Annotated in this window: 16 protein-coding genes, 1 tRNA gene and 1 pseudogene; 9 read left to right on the top strand and 9 right to left on the bottom strand. The window is 73.2% G+C overall.

All coding sequences use genetic code 11. The features are described 5' to 3' along the window. Nucleotides 1-8 precede the first annotated feature (8 nt). A complete protein-coding gene (locus tag CMN_RS05355; RefSeq protein WP_015489828.1) occupies nt 9-746 on the top strand; it encodes a sulfite exporter TauE/SafE family protein in 738 nt (245 codons plus the stop codon). 9 nt (nt 747-755) lie between these two features. Here CMN_RS05355 and CMN_RS05350 read toward each other — a convergent pair whose 3' ends face one another. From CMN_RS05350 to CMN_RS15295, 3 genes are all read right to left on the bottom strand, one after another. Continuing rightward, nucleotides 756-2,183: an amidase gene (locus CMN_RS05350; RefSeq protein WP_015489827.1), complete on the bottom strand. Its 1,428-nt coding sequence runs from the start codon at nt 2,181-2,183 to the stop codon at nt 756-758. Between the two features lie 87 nt (nt 2,184-2,270). After that, complete coding sequence (locus tag CMN_RS05345) at nt 2,271-4,418, bottom strand: bifunctional metallophosphatase/5'-nucleotidase (RefSeq protein ID WP_015489826.1); 2,148 nt, start codon at nt 4,416-4,418, stop codon at nt 2,271-2,273. A gap of 135 nt (nt 4,419-4,553) precedes the next feature. Then, on the bottom strand, nt 4,554-5,867 hold the full coding sequence (locus CMN_RS15295) for a LuxR C-terminal-related transcriptional regulator (protein WP_015489825.1): 1,314 nt from the start codon (nt 5,865-5,867) through the stop codon (nt 4,554-4,556). A 119-nt stretch (nt 5,868-5,986) separates the two neighbouring features. Here CMN_RS15295 and hxlB point away from each other — a divergent pair, with 119 nt between their 5' ends. Next, nucleotides 5,987-6,595 carry a 6-phospho-3-hexuloisomerase gene (gene hxlB / locus CMN_RS05335; protein ID WP_015489824.1) on the top strand — a complete coding sequence of 203 codons (609 nt, stop codon included), beginning with the start codon at nt 5,987-5,989 and terminating at the stop codon, nt 6,593-6,595. 56 nt (nt 6,596-6,651) lie between these two features. After that, the gene (hxlA, locus tag CMN_RS05330) at nt 6,652-7,275 is read left to right on the top strand and encodes a 3-hexulose-6-phosphate synthase (RefSeq protein WP_015489823.1); all 624 of its coding nucleotides are present in this window, start codon (nt 6,652-6,654) and stop codon (nt 7,273-7,275) included. A 67-nt stretch (nt 7,276-7,342) separates the two neighbouring features. Here the strand turns inward: hxlA and CMN_RS05325 are convergent, their stop codons facing one another. Both CMN_RS05325 and CMN_RS15110 read right to left on the bottom strand, forming a co-directional pair. Then, a complete protein-coding gene (locus CMN_RS05325; RefSeq protein WP_231853780.1) occupies nt 7,343-8,353 on the bottom strand; it encodes an NAD-dependent epimerase/dehydratase family protein in 1,011 nt (336 codons plus the stop codon). Further along, a complete protein-coding gene (locus CMN_RS15110) occupies nt 8,350-8,571 on the bottom strand; it encodes a hypothetical protein (protein ID WP_051057927.1) in 222 nt (73 codons plus the stop codon). Before CMN_RS15110 ends, CMN_RS05325 begins: the two co-directional genes overlap by 4 nt. A 127-nt stretch (nt 8,572-8,698) precedes the next feature. On the opposite strand from CMN_RS15110, the gene CMN_RS14765 reads away from it, so the two are divergent. Next, nucleotides 8,699-9,850, top strand: coding sequence for a CPBP family intramembrane glutamic endopeptidase (locus tag CMN_RS14765; RefSeq protein WP_015489820.1), 1,152 nt, complete (start codon nt 8,699-8,701; stop codon nt 9,848-9,850). On the opposite strand, the gene CMN_RS05310 is transcribed toward CMN_RS14765, so the two are convergent. The 4 genes from CMN_RS05310 to CMN_RS05295 all read right to left on the bottom strand — a co-directional run bounded on the left by CMN_RS05310 (nt 9,732) and on the right by CMN_RS05295 (nt 12,089). Further along, a complete protein-coding gene (locus CMN_RS05310; RefSeq protein ID WP_015489819.1) occupies nt 9,732-10,421 on the bottom strand; it encodes a GNAT family N-acetyltransferase in 690 nt (229 codons plus the stop codon). The genes CMN_RS14765 and CMN_RS05310 overlap by 119 nt on opposite strands. A gap of 53 nt (nt 10,422-10,474) precedes the next feature. Beyond that, nucleotides 10,475-11,161 carry a uracil-DNA glycosylase gene (locus tag CMN_RS05305; protein WP_015489818.1) on the bottom strand — a complete coding sequence of 229 codons (687 nt, stop codon included), beginning with the start codon at nt 11,159-11,161 and terminating at the stop codon, nt 10,475-10,477. A 10-nt stretch (nt 11,162-11,171) separates the two neighbouring features. Continuing rightward, on the bottom strand, nt 11,172-11,894 hold the full coding sequence (locus CMN_RS05300) for a Type 1 glutamine amidotransferase-like domain-containing protein (protein ID WP_015489817.1): 723 nt from the start codon (nt 11,892-11,894) through the stop codon (nt 11,172-11,174). Between the two features lie 122 nt (nt 11,895-12,016). Beyond that, nucleotides 12,017-12,089: transfer RNA gene (locus CMN_RS05295), tRNA-Glu, on the bottom strand. Between the two features lie 169 nt (nt 12,090-12,258). Here CMN_RS05295 and CMN_RS05290 point away from each other — a divergent pair. The 5 genes and pseudogenes from CMN_RS05290 (at nt 12,259) to CMN_RS05270 (ending at nt 16,902) form a co-directional block, all read left to right on the top strand. Next, nucleotides 12,259-12,897: an MBL fold metallo-hydrolase gene (locus tag CMN_RS05290; RefSeq protein ID WP_015489816.1), complete on the top strand. Its 639-nt coding sequence runs from the start codon at nt 12,259-12,261 to the stop codon at nt 12,895-12,897. A gap of 36 nt (nt 12,898-12,933) precedes the next feature. Next, nucleotides 12,934-13,350 (top strand): hypothetical protein, encoded by a 417-nt coding sequence (locus tag CMN_RS05285; protein WP_015489815.1) that lies wholly within the window; start codon nt 12,934-12,936, stop codon nt 13,348-13,350. A 238-nt stretch (nt 13,351-13,588) separates the two neighbouring features. Further along, nucleotides 13,589-14,632 carry a TerC family protein gene (locus CMN_RS05280; protein WP_015489814.1) on the top strand — a complete coding sequence of 348 codons (1,044 nt, stop codon included), beginning with the start codon at nt 13,589-13,591 and terminating at the stop codon, nt 14,630-14,632. A 114-nt stretch (nt 14,633-14,746) separates the two neighbouring features. Continuing rightward, complete coding sequence (locus CMN_RS05275) at nt 14,747-15,757, top strand: aldo/keto reductase family protein (protein ID WP_015489813.1); 1,011 nt, start codon at nt 14,747-14,749, stop codon at nt 15,755-15,757. A 134-nt stretch (nt 15,758-15,891) separates the two neighbouring features. Then, a pseudogene (locus CMN_RS05270) lies at nt 15,892-16,902 on the top strand (aldo/keto reductase family protein). Nucleotides 16,903-16,929: the final 27 nt, after the last annotated feature.

Raw genomic sequence — 16,929 nt, 5'->3', positions numbered from 1 at the left:
ATGTCAGGGTGATCGCCCCCGTCCTCCTCGCCGTCTTCGTCGGCGCGGTGGCGCAGCGCGTCACCGGCCTCGGCTTCGCGCTCGTGGTGGCGCCCGTGCTCGTGATCCTGCTCGGGCCGTTCGACGGCGTGATGATCGTCAACCTGTGCAGCGTGCTCTCCGCGTCGCTCGTGCTGTCGGCCGTGCGACGCCACGTGGAGTGGCGCCGCTACCTGCTCCTCGCGGGGCCCGCGGTCGTGGCGATCGTGCCGGGCGCTCTCCTCGCCTACCTGCTGCCGGAGCCGGCGCTCGAGATCGGCATCGGCCTGCTGCTCGTGGCGGCCCTCACCACCTCGCTCGTGCTGCGGCGGACGACCCGGGTGGTCGACGGGCCGGGCGTGATGGCCGGCTTCGGCTTCGCGGCGGGTGTGATGAACGCGGCCGCCGGGATCGGCGGCCCGAGCGTGAGCGTCTACGCGGTCGTCAGCCGGTGGGAGCAGCGCCCGTTCGCGGCCACGCTGCAGCCGTTCTTCCTCACCACGGGCGCCGTGTCGCTGATCACGAAGCTCGCGCTCGCGCCCGACCGCTGGCCGGACCTCGGCGCGGCCGCGTGGGGCGGGATCGTGGTGACGCTCGTCGCGGGCGTCGGCGCGGGCACGCTGCTGGCGCCGCGGATCCCGGCGCCGGGCGCCCGTGCGGCCGTGCTGGTGATCTCGTTCGCCGGCGCGGTGACGGCGATCGTCAAGGGCGTCGGCGGGCTCGTCTGATCCGGCCGGTCACCACTGCGGCGGGTGCCGCCGCTGCCAGTGCAGCCGCCGCTCGAGCTGCCGGCCGATCGCGAGGAGCGTCGCCTCGCCGCCCGGCCGCCCGATGAGCTGCACGCCCATGGGCAGGCCGTCGTCGGTGAGGTGCACGGGCAGCGTGATGGCGGGCAGGCCCGTGACGTTCGCGAACGACGTGTACGGCGTGTACGCGACCTGCTGCGCGAAGTTCCGCTCGCCGTCCTCGGCGTCGTACCAGCCGACCGGCCGCGGCTCCTGCGCGAGCGCGGGCGTGAGCACGGCGTCCACGTGCGCGAACTGGGCGATGACGCTGCGCTCGTAGGCGGCGAGCTGGGCCAGCGCGCGGGCGAGGTCGCGTGCGCTGAGGGCGCGGCCGCGCTCGACGAGCCAGCGCGTGAGCGGCTCGAGGAGGTCGAGCTGGCCGCCCTCGGCGGGGATCCCCGCGGCACCGGCCTGCCAGATGGTGCGGAACGCGGGCGCGTAGGTGGGGTCGGGGCGGAGCGCGAGGTCCTCGAGGCCGTGGCCCATGGTCGCCAGCTCGCGCACGGCGAGCGCGAGCGCGTCGTCGGCGGACGCGTCCCGCACGATCTCGTAGGCGTCGTCCCACGGGGTCGTCGTCATCACGCCGATCTGGAAGCGGCCCTCGCCGCGGACGGCCGCGCCCAGCAGGTCGCCGTCGGGATCCTCGGGGGCGCGCAGCGTGAAGGGGTGCGGGATGCGGCCGTTGACCCGGCCGATCATCCCGTCGAGCAGCATGGCCGCGTCCGCGACGCTGCGCGCGAGCGGCCCGGGCACGACGAGTCCGGCGAGCGACTCCTGGCCGGATCCCGCGGGCACGAGGCCGCGCGACGGCTTGAGGCCGACGAGTCCGGTGGCCGCGGCGGGGATGCGCACCGAGCCGCCGCCGTCGGATCCCGGGGCGAAGGGCAGCAGGCCCGCCGCGACGGCGACGGCCGCTCCCCCGCTGGATCCGCCGGCGCCGCGCGCGGTGTCCCACGGCGTGCGCGCGGGCGGCGCGACGAGGCTCTCCGTGTACGACGGCAGGCCGAACTCCGGCGCGCTGGTCTTGCCGAGGCTGATGCCGCCGGCGTCGTCGAGCGCCTGCGGGATCGCGTCGGTGCGGTCGGAGACGTGGTCGCGGAAGAGACGCGAGCCGAAGGTGGTGCGGACGCCGGCGCGCTCCGAGAGGTCCTTGTCGCCGAACGGCAGGCCCCAGAGCGGCGCGGTGCGCGGGACCTCGCGCTCGACGTGCCGAGCGCGTGCGAGGGCGCGGTCGGCCGTGACGGTCGTGAAGGCGCCGAGGCCCGGATCCAGCCGCTCGATGCGCTCGAGGTAGTGGGTCACGAGCTCGGTCGGGGTGACCTCGCCGCGCTGGAGCTGGTCCCACTGGTCCTGGGCGCTGAGGTGGTGGAGTTCGAACACCGCTCCAGCGTAGGCCGGGGCGGATGCGCGGACGGGGCGGACGCCGGTCGTCCGGCACCCGCCCCGTCCGTCACGGACGCTCCCGCGTCAGCGGCGCGCGGCCGACGACATCCGGCGGCGGAAGGCGACCAGCGCGAGGCCGAGGACCAGCGCCACGAGCGAGGCGCCGAGCACGGGGCCGGACTCGGATCCGGTCGCCGCGAGCGTCGGCTCGGAGCTCGGCGCGGGCACCGTCCCCGTGCCGGACGGGACGACGGATCCGGCCGACGTGTCGAGCGCGTAGAGCACCGAGGCGCCCGTGCTCGGCAGCAGGAACGCGAGCTGGTGCGGTCCCGCCGGGAGGCCGGCCGGCACCGTGAACCGGACGCTCGCGCGCCCCTGCTCGTCGGTCGTGTCGACCACGGCGGCGTCGATCGGCGTGCGCGCGACCTCCTCGCCGTCGATGAGCGTCACGACCTCGGTGTCCTGCACGGGCGCGTTCGAGACGAGCAGCGAGGACAGCTCGTAGGAGCGCTCCTGGCCGGCGCGGGGAGCCGCGCCCGTGGTGTCGACGATGCCGATGGAGCGCGTCGCCGAGTCGGGCTCGACGGGCGAGAACTCGGTGATGTAGTCCACGAAGGCCGTGAGGTCCACGCGACCCGAGTCGCTCTGCCCGGTCGTGTTGGCGAGCTCCGTGAAGTTGTCGCCGCCCTCCGCGAGGAAGCTGTTGGCGACCATCGTGAAGACGCGCGCGGGATCCACCGGCGCGCCTCGGAAGAACACGCCCGTGATCCGCTCGCCGGGCGCGGCCGTCGGGTCGTACGTGTAGGTGAGGTCGCGCGAGAGGCCGAGCTTGAGGAACGGACGCGACGACCCCTCGGGCTGCCACTGCTGCTCCAGCACCGTCTTGATCCCCGCGCCCGTGATCTTCGCCGTCGTGAGCGTGTTGGCGAACGGCTGCACGATGGCGGCCTCCTTGTAGGTCACCTCGCCCTCCGCGTCGCCCGCGCCCGAGGACGCGACGGTCAGGTCCTGGCGGACGCCGCCCGGGTTCATGAACGCGATCTCGGTGCCGAGGTCCGCCTGCGTGGCCCACAGCTGCGCGTCGGCGACGAGGTTGCCGATGGTGGACTCGCCGCCGCGGTTCTCGGAGCCGTCGGCCTGGCGGGCGCGCGTGACGTCGCCGGTGATCTCGCCGACCGTGCGGCTGCCGATGACCTCGGCCTTCGCGACCGCGTCGTCGACGATGCGCTGCACGGCGGGATCCGCCGGGAACGCCGGCTTCCCCTCCGCGGTGAGGAGCGGCACGAGCTCGGAGGAGATGGACGTGAGGGCCTTCGTGGTGGGATCCACCGTGAGCGACAGGTGCCCGAGGTTCGTGCCGTAGCTGCCGGTCTGCAGCACGGGCAGCGGCAGGGCCTTGCCCGCCACGGGCAGCTCGTAGTCGTAGCCGAGGTGGGTGTGGCCCGAGATCACGGCGTCGACGTCGGCCTGCACGCCCGTGACGATGCGGCCGAAGACCGAGCCGTCGGTGAGCGAGGACTCGTCGGAGGTGGACGCGCCCTCGTGCACGACGAGCACGACCACGTCGGCCTCGCCGTTCGCGTCGTCGCCGTCGCGGAGCGCGCGGGCGGTGGCGGTGGAGGCGTCGACGACGCTGCCGACGTCGAGCGTCGCGATCCCGGCCGGGCTCACGAGCTCGGGCAGCGCCTCGGTCGTCGCGCCGACGAACGCGACGCGCACGCCGTCGATGTCCTGCACGTCGTACGCGGCGTAGGCGTGCTCCGTCGTGCCCTTCTCGTAGAGGTTCGCCGAGATGTAGGGGAAGTCGGAGTGGTCCGTGACGCGGCCGTCGACGTCGTCGCGGCCCTGGTCGAACTCGTGGTTGCCGAGGGTGGAGACGGAGACGCCCATGGCGTTGAGCGCGTCGAGGGTCGGCTCGTCCTGCTGCGACAGCGAGGTGAAGGTCGACGCGCCGATGTTGTCGCCCGCGCTGATCAGCGTGCTGTTCGGGTTCGCGGCCTTCGCCTGCTGGAAGGCGCCGGAGATCACGGCGGCGCCCGCGGTGGACGACGTGGTCTCGAGGCGGCCGTGGAAGTCGTTGATCGAGTAGACGTCGATCGCGACGTCTCCCTCGGCGGCTGACGCGGGCGCGGCACCGAGGCCGAGGACCGCGGTGGCGGAGAGGCCCGCCACGACGGCGAGGGCCCCGGAGCGCGCGGCTCCGGACGGGTGACGGGTGGGAGCTGAGCGCATGCGGGGACATCCTCGTTCGGGCGGGCGGCGGGTGGTTAATACCTTACGGAGCCGAGGTTTCCGTGGGGTTAACTCCGGCGTCCGCTGCGAGCGGCGCAGTTCCGTGCCGCTGCGGCGTCGTGCCGCCGTGTCGCCTCAGCCGCGCACGAGCCCCGCGAGCTCCGCCCGGGTGGAGGCGCCCATCTTCCGCAGCAGGTTCGCGACGTGGAACTTCACGGTGTTCTCGCTGATCCCGAGCGAGGTCGCGATGGCGCGGTTGCGGGATCCGCCGGCCACGAGCGCGAGCACCTCCCGCTCGCGCGCGCTGAGCCCCGCCTCCCCCGCGGCGTCGAGGCCCGCGGCCGGCGCGTCGAGCGGCAGCCGCACGGCGATCTCGGATCCCCAGCCCGGCGTCGCCGTCACGTCGAGCGTCCCGTCGAGCGCCGCGACGCGGTCGGTGAGGCGGCGGAGCGCGTCGAGGTCCGCCGTGGTGGCCCCGGCGCCGTCGTCGCGGATCCCGACGAGGAGGTTGCTGCCGTCGCAGTCCCACTGGATCCGCACGCGCGTCACGTCCGGCTGCTCGACGAGCGCGAGCACGGCGCCGCGCACGATCGCCCGGCCCGCGTGCGCGACCTCGCCCGGGAGCGCACGGCCGTCCACGGGCGGCTCGACGAACTGCACATCGAGGTCACGGAAGCGCACGAGCGGCCGGAGGTCGTCGCGGAGCCGGGCGAAGGCGCGCGCGACGGGCTCCTCGCCGAGCGAGCGGTCGCGGTCGCTCGCGGCGCGCAGCTCGACCATGGCGTTGGTCGCGAGGTCGGCCGCGGTCTGGCGGGCGGCCGCGTCGCCCGTGCGGGAGGAGCGGAGCACGGCGAGGAGCGACTCGAGGGTCGTGGCGTGGGCGTCGCCCAGCTCGGACACGACGCGGGCGCGCTCCGAGGAGACCGCGCGCGCCTCCGCGAGGTAGGCGGGTGGCGCCGCGGCGACCTGCTGCCGGATCCCGTGGGCGACGCTCCGCCATAGCGCGCGCACCAGCTCGCGGGCGCCGGGGACGTCGTCGTGCGCGGCGACGGGATCCACGAGCACGAGGAGCGCGCCCGTGTCGGCGCGCCAGGCGGCGACCGTGCGGAGGCGGCCGCCGACGGGGTGCTCGACGGACCAGGCGGAGCCGGCGTCGCCGCGGGCATCGCCGGACCCCTCTGCGAGGCTCGCGAGGATCCGGTCGAGCTCGGCGATCGTCACGTTCTCCACCACCTCGGGCTCGCCCGCCTTCTTGCGCGGGCGGCCGGTGCAGTCCTCCGTGAAGATCACGAGGGCGCGATGCGCAACCACCGGCTGCAGCAGGCCGGACAGCGCCTCGGCGACCTCCTGCAGCGGGGCGGCGAGCGCGTCGTGCAGGCCGTCGAGGAGGGCGACCTGGTCGGCGGCGGAGCGGGCGGCGGGATCGACAGGATGGGTCCGGGACGGCATCCCGCCACCGTACGCCCACCCGATCCGCCGCCCACGCGACGGCGACCTGCTCGGACGGGTAGGCGGATCCACCCGTCGGGTGGGCGGCACGGACGGGCCGCGAGGAGCACGCTCGACTTGTGACGAACACGACGCATCCCCGCCCGACCGGCGACGCCCCCGTCGACGTCGCCGCCGCGATCACCCTGATCTCCGACGAGAACGCCCGCGTCGCCCGCGCCCTCGCGGAGCCGGACCTGGCGGCGCGCCTCGACGAGGCCGCCCGCGTGATCCGCGACGGCCGCCGCGTCTTCGCCCTCGGCGCCGGCCGCTCCGGGCTCGCGCTCCGCATGACCGCCATGCGGTTCATGCACCTGGGGCTCGACGCGCACGTGGTCGGCGAGGCCACGTCGCCCGCGATCTCGAATGGCGACGTCCTCCTGGTCGCGAGTGGATCCGGCACCACCGCCGGCATCGTGAGCGCCGCGCAGACCGCGCACGACGTCGGCGCCCGGATCGTGGCCCTGACGACGGCCGACGACTCGCCGCTCGCCGACCTCGCGGACGTGACCGTGCTGATCCCCGCGGCCGCCAAGCAGGACCACGGCGGCACGGTCTCGGCCCAGTACGCGGGCGGGCTCTTCGAGCTCTCCGTCGCACTGGTCGGCGACGCCGTGTTCCACGCGCTGTGGCAGGCGTCCGGCCTCTCGGCCGACGAGCTGTGGCCGCGTCACGCCAACCTCGAGTGACCGACGGTCGCCCGATCCCCCACCCCACCACGCATCACGACAGGAAGAGGAACCCCATGAAGCTCCAGGTAGCCATGGACGTGCTCACGACGAAGGACGCGCTCGAGCTGGCCGGCAAGGCCGCGCCGCACGTCGACATCATCGAGCTGGGCACCCCGCTCATCAAGGCCGAGGGCCTCTCCGCGATCACCGCGATCAAGGAGGCGCACCCCGACAAGATCGTCTTCGCCGACCTGAAGACGATGGACGCCGGCGAGCTCGAGGCCGACATCGCGTTCTCCGCGGGCGCCGACCTCGTCACCGTCCTCGGCGTCGCGGGCGACAGCACCATCGCGGGCGCCGTCACGGCCGCGAAGAAGCACGGCAAGGGCATCGTCGTCGACCTCATCGGCGTCCCCGACAAGGCGAAGCGCGCGAAGGAGGTCACCGAGCTCGGTGCCGAGTTCGTGGAGATGCACGCGGGCCTCGACGAGCAGGCGGAGGACGGCTACACGTTCAGCGACCTGCTCGAGGCCGGCAAGGCGTCCGGCGTGGCGTTCTCCGTCGCGGGCGGCGTGAAGCCCGGCACCATCGGCGACGTGCAGGACGCGGGCGCCGTGGTCGCCGTCGCGGGCGGCGCGATCTACTCGTCCGACGACCCGGCCGCGGCCGCCGCCGAGCTGCGGGCCGCGATCCGCTGATCCACCCGCTCCCCTGGGCGCCGCGCTCCCGTCCTCGACGGGGCGCGGCGCTCGTGCGTGGGGCGGGTCAGCCGAGCGTCGCCAGGACCTCGAGCTCCTCGTCGCGCGTGAGGCCGGATGCGCGTGGCCGGTCGAGCCCGCGCTCCCGCTCGTCGGCGAGCACGTCGCGCATCGTCTCGGCGAGCGGGCGGCGCCGGACGCCGAGCGCTCGGATCCCCGCGTCGCTCCGGGAGAGCATCCCGGCGGCCTCGCCCGGCAGCCACAGGGGCAGCGAGCGCGGTCCCGCCCAGTGCCGCACGTCGGCATCCGCCAGCTGCGCGTCGGTCGCCACCACCCGCTCGCCGGTGGATCCCGCCGCCTCGGCCGCGAGCCCCAGCGCGTCCGCCAGCGACACGGTCTCCCCCACCGCGTCGACCACGCCGTCGAGCGCGCGCACCCCGACGTCGACGACCAGGTCGGCGAGGTCGCGCGCGTCGATCACCTGCGAACGGCGTCCGGTCGTCTCCGGCACGAGCACGGGCCCGTCACCCGCGAGCGCGAACCGCGCCGGCCAGTAGCTGAACCGGTCGCTGTCGTCTCCGGGCCCGGTGATGAGGCCGGGCCGCACGATCATGCGCCGTCCGGCGAGCGCCGCCGTCACCGCCCGCTCGGCCGCGACCTTGGCCTGGCCGTACTCCTCGAGGTCGACGGGCTCGACGAGCGGCGCCGTCTCGTCCTCGCCCGGGCGCGCGAAGGACGCGTACACCGACACGGTGCTGACGAGCGTCCAGTGCCGGGCCCGGTCGGCGAGCGCCGCGACGGCCTCGCGCGCGTGCTGCGCCGAGGAGGTGAGGTCGACGACCTCGTCCCAGTCCGCGCCGGCGACGGCCGCGTACGCGTCGGGCAGGTCGCGGTCGGCCGCGACGAACCGCGTGAGCGCGGGTACGGATCCGCCGGTCCCGCGCGCCAGGCACGTCACCCGGTCGCCGCGCGCCGCCAGCCGCTCCGCGACGAGCCGGCCGATCCAGGCCGTGCCGCCGAGCACGAGCACGTCGCGCGGTGCCGCCGCGGCGCCGGGGCGCGCCACGTCGTCACTCACGACTCGCGCGCCGGCGTCGTCCTCCCGGGCCGCACCGACGCCGTCTCCGCGACGTCGATGCGCGTCACGCCGCCCTCCTCCTCGGTCACGTCGATGCGCGGTGCCGCGTCCGACTCCACGGCCTTCGGCGCCGTCGTCAGCTGCTCGTGCCGCTTCTCCGCGAAGTCGGCGTCGCGGGCCTCGCCGTGCCCCTGGTCCTCGTGCTGCTCCTGCTGCATGGCTGCGCCTCTCGTCCCGTCCACCGTACGCGGCCGCGCGGCGACGGCCGAGCTCGGGGCCCCTCCGCCGTGTGCCCTCCGCCCTCGGGTGGATCCCCGGCGCAGCCGCCCCGCGTACCGTAGCGGCATGAGCGCACAGGAGCCGACCGTCCCCGAACCCGCCCCCGTCTCGTGGTCGCCGGTCGCGCCGCCCGTCGCGCCACCCGTCGACCCCGGCGCTCCCCCGGCGGCCGGGATCCCCGGCGCCACCCCGCCCGAGCTCCCGCCGCTCCCCGAGCGCCCGCCCGCCCCCTACCACCACGGACTCCGGGACACCGGCGGCCCGTGGCGCGGGATCCTCGCGCTCGTGCTCGGCGCCGTCGCGTTCTTCGGCCTGTCGCTCGTCTTCGGCCTCGTCGCCTACGCCGTGGAGTTCCTCACCGGCCGCCTCGACCCGACGGACGCGTCGTCCCTCGAGACCATGACGCCCGTGATCATGCTCGCCACGAACCTGTCGCTCGCCGCCCTGATCCCCGTCTCGATGCTCCTGCAGCGCTGGCTCTTCGGCGTGCGCATGGGCGCGATGTCCTCCATCGCGGGCCGGTTCCGCTGGCGCTGGCTCGGCCGCGTCGCGCTCGTGATCGTGCCCGTCTTCGTCGTCTACATCGGCGTCATGTTCGCGCTCGACCCCTCAGGCGAGATCCGCGTCGACGGCGAGGTGGTCGCGTTCCTCGTCATCATCCTGCTCACGACCCCGCTGCAGTCCGCCGGCGAGGAGTACGGCTTCCGCGGCCTCGTCCAGCGCTCGGTCGGATCCTGGTTCCGGAGCACCCGGGTCGCCCTCGTGGTCGGGGCGCTGGTCTCCAGCTCCCTCTTCGCGCTCGCCCACCTCGCCGAGGACCCGTGGCTCATCGCCTACTACTTCGTGTTCGGCATCTCCGCGACCATCTCCGCCCGCATGACCGGCGGCCTCGAGGCGCCCGTGCTGATCCACGCGCTCAACAACACGCTGCTGTTCCTCCCCACGGCGCTCCTCGGCCAGATGTCCGAGAGCCTCGACCGCAGCGCGGGCAACGGCGGCCCGTTCATGCTGCTGCCGATGGTCGTCGTGCTGGGATCCGCGCTCCTCACCGGCTGGTGGGCCCGCCGTCACCGCGTCCAGACGGTCGCGCCCCGCCCTCTCACCGCGAAGGAGGAGCGGCGGGAGCGGGAGCGGGCGTGGTGGGACGGGGAGCGGCAGCGGCAGGCGTCGCTGGCCGCATGGCGCGCGCCCACCGGCCCGGCTGCGCCGTCGGCTTGAGCGTCAGCTGCATCGTGACCGTGCCGAGCCAGCGCCCGAACTTCCAGCCGACCCGGCCCATCCGCCCGCTCTCCGTGAAGCCGAGCGACGCGTGCAGCCGGATGGAGGCGTCTGCGCCCTGATCCGCGATGACGGCGATGACCTCGCGGATCCCGGCCTCGCGGCACGCGTCGACGAGCGGCACCAGGAGCGCGCGCCCGAGGCCCTTGCCGGTGGACGCCGCGCCGAGGTAGATCGAGTCCTCCACCGTCGTGCGCGACGACCGCCGGTTCCCCACCGGCTCCACGAGCGCGTACCCGAGCACCTGGCCCGACGGCGAGACAGCCACCAGGAACGGCATGCCCATGCGCTCGAGCTGGCTGAAGCGGCCGCGCCACCGGGCGAGCGTCATGCGCGTCTCGTCGAACGTGACGGTGCTGTTCATGACGTAGTGGTTGTAGATCTCGCGGATGTCCGGGAGGTCGGACATCGTCGCGGGACGGATCTCGTAGGAGAAGACGGGCAGCGGCGGCGCGGGCTTCCGGAGGTGGGCGGGCAGGCGGCGCCGCCGCTGGTATTCCTCCTCGAGCATGCCGCGATCCTACGGGGACCGCGGCGCGCTCGGCCGGAACCCGCGATGCGGTCTCAGAGCCGCCAGTCGACCGGATCCGCGCCCTGCTCGGCGAGGAGCGCGTCCGCCCGGCTGAACGGCCTCGAGCCGAAGAACCCGCGCGACGCCGACAGCGGGCTCGGGTGCACGGAGGTGATCGACGGCACGGGGGCGAGCAGCGGCGCGAGCGATCCCGCGTCCTTGCCCCAGAGGATCGCGACGAGCGGACCGCCGCGCGCCGCCAGCCCGCGGATCGCGCACTCCGTCACGGCCTCCCAGCCCTTCCCGCGGTGCGAGGCGGGCGCGCCCGGCCGCACCGTGAGCACGCGGTTGAGGAGCAGCACGCCGCTGCGGGTCCACGCGGTGAGGTCGCCGTGCTCCGGCGTCGGGATCCCGAGGTCGTCCCGGAGCTCCCGGTGGATGTTGACGAGGCTCCGCGGCACGGGCCGCACGTCCGGCTCGACCGAGAAGGACAGGCCGACGGGGTGGCCGGGCGTGGGGTACGGGTCCTGCCCGACGATGAGCACGCGCACGTCGGCCAGCGGCTGCTGGAACGCCCGCAGCACGCGGTCGCCCGCCGGGAGATAGGGGCGGCCGGCGGCGACCTCGGCGCGCAGCCACTCCCCCATGCGCGCGATGTCGTCGGCGACGGGCGCGAGCACGTCGGCCCAGCCGGCGTCCATGAGGCCGCGCTCGACGAGCTCGGGCAGGGTCAGCGCCACGGGCGGTGGATCAGGAAGCGCCGGCGGAGCTGACGGTGACGCCGGTCTCCGAGCCGATGACGGACCAGACGCTGCCGCGCCCCTCGACGACGAGCTGGCCCTCGCCGACGATGAGCACGGTGCCCTCGTCGATGGCGACGCCGCCCTCGACGAGCCCGGCCTCCGTCGCTGCGATGAGCCGGGTGAGGGTGCCCCACTGGGCGGCGTGCACGTCGACCGCGACGTCGATGAGGCCGATGCCCTGCTCCACGGTGACCTCGTCGAGGTCCTCGCTCGCGGACTCCTGCACGACCTCGACGGCGCCGATGCGCCAGCCGCCGACGATGGCGGTCTCGGCGGCGACCGCGGCGCCCGCGGAGAAGCCGAGGTACGGGACCCCGGCGGTGACCTGGCGGCGGATCTCGCCGAACACCGGCTCGAGCGCCTGGCGGTACGCGGGGGTCAGCCCGCCGCCGACGACGATGCCGTCCACGTCCTGCAGCTGCGCGACCTCGATGGATCCGCCCTCGGGCGCGAGCACCGCGACGGGCTCGCAGGCGCCCGCGGCACGGAGCGCGGCGGCGTACTGGTCGAACCACTCGGCACCCAGGCCGTCGTGGACGAGGACCACGGCGATGCGGGCCGGCTCCAGCCGGGCGGCAGCGGTCGCCCTCGTCGTCGCCTCGGACAGGAACCGCGCGAGGAGGGGGGTGTCGTCATCCGACAGGCCGCCTCCGACCAGGTGCACACTCACCCCTCGACGGTACAGGGCCGAACCGTGCACCCGAGCCGGGCCGGAGTGCGAATGCACGGCACGAAAGAAGAAGCCCGGCGCCTCCATGAGGAGGAACCGGGCTTCGTCGTTCACTGCGTCTGTGACCCCAACCGGATTCGAACCGGTGTTACCGCCGTGAGAGGGCGGTGTCCTAGGCCGCTAAACGATGGGGCCGTTTTTGCAACTCGTCGAGTATGCCACAGCGCGCACAGCCCGACCAAATCGAGCCCCGACCGGGCCGGATCCGCCCGGGAACGCGGCGATCGCGCGCCCCCGATCGCCGCCGGGCGACGCCCCCGCGCGCCGGTTTGCCCCCGCCGCTCGGACGGTGTTGGCTCCTGATATGCGATTGACGAAGCTCGAGCACGCCGCCCTGGTCCTGGAACTCTCGGGGCGCAAGCTCTTCATCGACCCGGGCTCGTTCACCACCCCCATCACGGAGGCGATGAACACCGACGCCATCGTCATCACGCACGAGCACGCGGACCACTGGACGCCGGAACAGCTCAAGCGGATCCTCGACAAGAACGAGGGCGTGCCCATCTACGCCCCCGAGGGCGTCGCGGCCGCCGCGACCGACTTCGACGTCACCGTCGTGCACGCGGGCGACGTGATCGAGGCCGGCCCCTTCACGCTGCGCTTCTTCGGCGGCACGCACGCCGTCATCCACGAGTCGATCCCCGTGGTCGACAACCTCGGCGTCCTCGTGAACGACACGCTCTACTACGCCGGCGACTCCTTCGTCGTGCCGGAGGGCGTCGAGGTCGACCTGCTCGCAGCCCCCGCGGGCGCGCCGTGGATGAAGATCAGCGAGTCCATCGACTACGTGCTCGCGGTGAAGCCCCGCCGCGCGTTCCCCACGCACGAGATGGTGCTGTCCACCGCGGGCAAGGCCATGTCGAACGGCCGCCTGCAGTGGGCGACCGAGCAGGGCGGCGGCGCGTTCCACGCCCTCGAGCCCGGCGATAGCATCGACCTCTAGGCCCGTTCGGGCTCGACGAGCGGACGGGTGGGCGGCATGGACGGTCTCGCCGCGGCGTCCCTCATCATCGAGTTCCTCACCTGGATCGCGCTCGTCCCCGGCGTCCTGCTCTACGTCGCCGGCCTCTCGGTGCGCGTCCTCGGCCGGCGCTGGACGGCGACCGAGGGCCTCGTCGCGGACGGGCCCGCCGGCGGCGACGGCCCCGCGCCGCGCGTCCTGCGCTGGTTCGACCACGAGGGCGACGTGCACGAGGCGCAGGCGGACACCCCGGAGACCCGCGACCTCGCCTCGGGATCCGACGTGCGCGTCTGGTTCTCGCCGCGCTCCCCGTGGCGCGTGCGCACGCACGCCCCCGAGCTCGACGGCCGCGCGCTGCGCGTGACCGGGCTCGTGCTCGTCGGCATCGGCGTCCTCGCGGCCGTCGCCGGGATCGCGCTGCTGTTCCTCGAGTAGCGGGCCTCCGGCGACGACGGCGCCCCAGCTGGGGATCCGCCCGCGCGGTCGAGGGCGCTCCATGCGGCCGTATAGAGTGTTCCCTCGAAGGGGAGTACTCCCATCCGGCGGTCGTGTCGTCAATACGGTCGGACCACTCCGACCCGTACGGCCGGTTCCGCGGAGCACGTTCGCGGGGTGGAGGAGACCTTCAGTACCCCACCGGACCCATCGAGGTCCGAGTACTGGAGAACCCACAATGGATGTCCCCTTCTGGCTCTGGGCCGCGACCATCGCGGCCGTCCTCGGCCTGCTCGTCTTCGACTTCTTCGCGCACGTGCGGAAGGCGCACGAGCCGACGCTGAAGGAGTCCGCGACCTGGTCGGTCGTCTACATCGTCATCGCGCTCGTGTTCGGCGTGGGCGTCGGCGTCTTCTCGAACTGGACCTTCGGCGGCGAGTACTTCGCCGGCTACGTGACGGAGAAGGCGCTGAGCGTCGACAACCTCTTCGTCTTCCTCATCATCATGTCGAGCTTCGCCGTGCCGCGGGCCTTCCAGCAGAAGGTGCTCCTCGTGGGCATCGCGATAGCCCTCGTGATGCGCGGCATCTTCATCGCGATGGGCTCCGCGATCATCGACAACTTCTCCTGGGTCTTCTACCTCTTCGGCGCGCTGCTGCTCGTCATGGCCTACAAGCAGATGAAGGAGACGCACGACGAGGACGAGTCCGACTCGAAGCTCATCCGCGTGCTCCGCCGCTTCATCCCCACCTCGGACCACTACGACGGCGACAAGCTCACGACCCGCGTCGACGGCAAGAAGCTCTTCACCCCGATGTTCCTGGTGATGCTCGCCATCGGCCTCACCGACGTGCTGTTCGCGCTCGACTCCATCCCCGCGATCTTCGGCCTGACGCAGGAGGCGTACATCGTCTTCACCGCCAACGCCTTCGCGCTGCTCGGCCTCCGCCAGCTGTACTTCCTGATCTCCGGGCTCCTCGAGCGCCTCGTGTACCTCTCGCAGGGCCTCGCGGTCATCCTCGGCTTCATCGCGGTGAAGCTCGTGCTGCACGCGATGCACGTCAACGAGGTGACCTTCATCAACGGCGGCGAGCCGATGCTCTGGGCGCCCGAGATCCCGATCTGGTTCTCGCTGTCGTTCATCCTCCTCACCATCACGGTCGCGACCGTCGCGAGCCTCGCGAAGACGAAGCGGGACGGAACCGCGGTCGAGGGCATCGACTCCGCCGCGGCCGTCGAGGGCGAGAAGGCCCCCGCCGACGCGGACGGCCCGCGCCGCTAGCGCTCCCCCGCACGACGACGACGCCCGCTCCCGGATCCGGGGGGGCGTCGTCGTGCGCCCCGCGTCGCACACTTTCGTGCGGGCCCGCGGAGGTGCCCGGCGTACGGTCGGAGCATGGAATTCAGATACCTCGGCAACTCCGGCTTCAAGATCTCCGAGATCACCTACGGCAACTGGCTCACCCACGGATCGCAGGTGGAGAACGACACCGCGACCGCGTGCGTGAAGGCCGCGCTCGAGGCGGGGATCACCACCTTCGACACCGCGGACGTCTACGCCAACACCAAGGCGGAGACCGTGCTCGGCGAGGCCCTCAAGGACGAGCGACGTGCCTCGATCGAGATCTTCACCAAGGTCTTCGGCCCCACCGGGCCCAAGGGCAAGAACGACACCGGCCTCTCGCGCAAGCACATCATGGACTCCGTCGAGGGCTCGCTCCAGCGCCTCCAGACCGACTACATCGACCTCTACCAGGCGCACCGCTTCGACTACGAGACGCCCCTCGAGGAGACGATGCAGGCCTTCGCCGACGTCGTCCGCCAGGGCAAGGCGCTCTACATCGGCGTGAGCGAGTGGACGAGCGAGCAGCTGCGCGCCGGCCACGCGCTCGCCGACCAGCTGGGCTTCCAGCTGATCTCGAACCAGCCGCAGTACTCGGCGCTCTGGCGCGTCATCGAGGAGGAGGTCGTGCCCACCTCGAAGGAGCTCGGGATCTCCCAGATCGTGTGGTCGCCCATCGCCCAGGGCGTGCTGACGGGCAAGTACAAGCCCGGCCAGGAGCTGCCGTCCGGATCGCGCGCGACCGACGACAAGGGCGGCGCGGACATGATCAAGCGCTACATGAACGACGACACGCTCTCCCGCGTGCAGGAGCTGCAGCCCGTCGCCGACGAGCTCGACCTGTCGCTCGCCCAGCTCGCGGTCGCGTGGGTGCTGCAGAACGAGAACGTGGCGTCGGCGATCATCGGCGCCTCCCGTCCCGAGCAGGTGCACGAGAACGTGAAGGCGTCCGGCGTGAAGATCCCCGCGGAGCTCCTCACCCGCATCGACGACGCCCTCGGCGACATCGTCGAGACGGACCCGCGCAAGACCGAGGACAGCTCGCCGAAGACCCGCGAGGTCTGACCAGCGCTCCCTTCCTGCACCACCGTGCGGCCCCGCCCGAGATGCTCGGGCGGGGCCGCACGTGCACCTCCCGGTCACCCGGCGGACAGACCCCGCCCCGGGCTCCCCCAGCGCCCGCGGCGTAGGCTCGGAGAATGGAATTCCGCTACCTCGGCAACTCAGGCTTCAAGATCTCCGAGATCACGTACGGCAACTGGCTGACCCACGGATCGCAGGTCGAGAACGACACCGCGACGCAGTGCGTGCAGGCGGCCCTCGAGGCCGGCATCACCACGTTCGACACCGCGGACGGCTACGCGAACACCGTCGCCGAGAAGGTCCTTGGGCAAGCGCTCAAGCATGAGAACCGCGACGGGCTCGAGATCTTCACGAAGGTCTACTTCCCGACCGGCGCCAAGGGCCACAACGACACCGGCCTCTCGCGCAAGCACATCATGGCGTCGATCGACGGCTCGCTCGAGCGCCTCCAGACCGACCACGTCGACCTCTACCAGGCGCACCGCTACGACTACGATACCCCGCTCGAGGAGACGATGCAGGCCTTCGCCGACGTCGTCCGCCAGGGCAAGGCGCTGTACATCGGCGTCAGCGAGTGAACCCCCGAGCAGCTTCGCGAGGCGCACGGCCTCTCCCGCGAGCTCGGCTTCCAGCTCATCTCGAACCAGCCGCAGTACTCGGCCCTCTGGCGCGTCATCGAGGAGGAGGTCGTCCCCACGTCCGCCGAGCTCGGCATCTCGCAGATCGTCTGGTCTCCCATCGCCCAGGGCGTCCTCACCGGCAAGTACAAGCCGGGCCAGGACCTGCCGCAGGGCTCGCGCGCCACGGACGACAAGGGTGGCGCCGACATGATCAAGCGCTACATGAACGACGACGTCCTCTCGCGCGTGCAGGAGCTGCAGCCCGTCGCGGACGAGCTCGACCTGTCGCTGGCGCAGCTCGCGGTCGCGTGGGTGCTCCAGAACGACAACGTCGCGTCCGCGATCATCGGCGCCTCGCGCCCCGAGCAGGTCCACGAGAACGTGAAGGCGTCGGGCGTGAAGATCCCGGCCGAGCTCCTCACGCGCATCGACGACGCCCTCGGCGACGTCGTGGAGAAGGACCCGTCGAAGACGAGCGACAGCTCGCCGAAGGGGCGCCTCGCCTGATCCGCTCGCGCTGAACGCGACGACGGC

The organism is Clavibacter nebraskensis NCPPB 2581 (assembly GCF_000355695.1).
Lineage (GTDB): Bacteria > Actinomycetota > Actinomycetes > Actinomycetales > Microbacteriaceae > Clavibacter > Clavibacter nebraskensis.
Note: the sequence above shows the minus strand (reverse complement) of the source record. Positions and strands in the feature narration are given on the sequence as shown.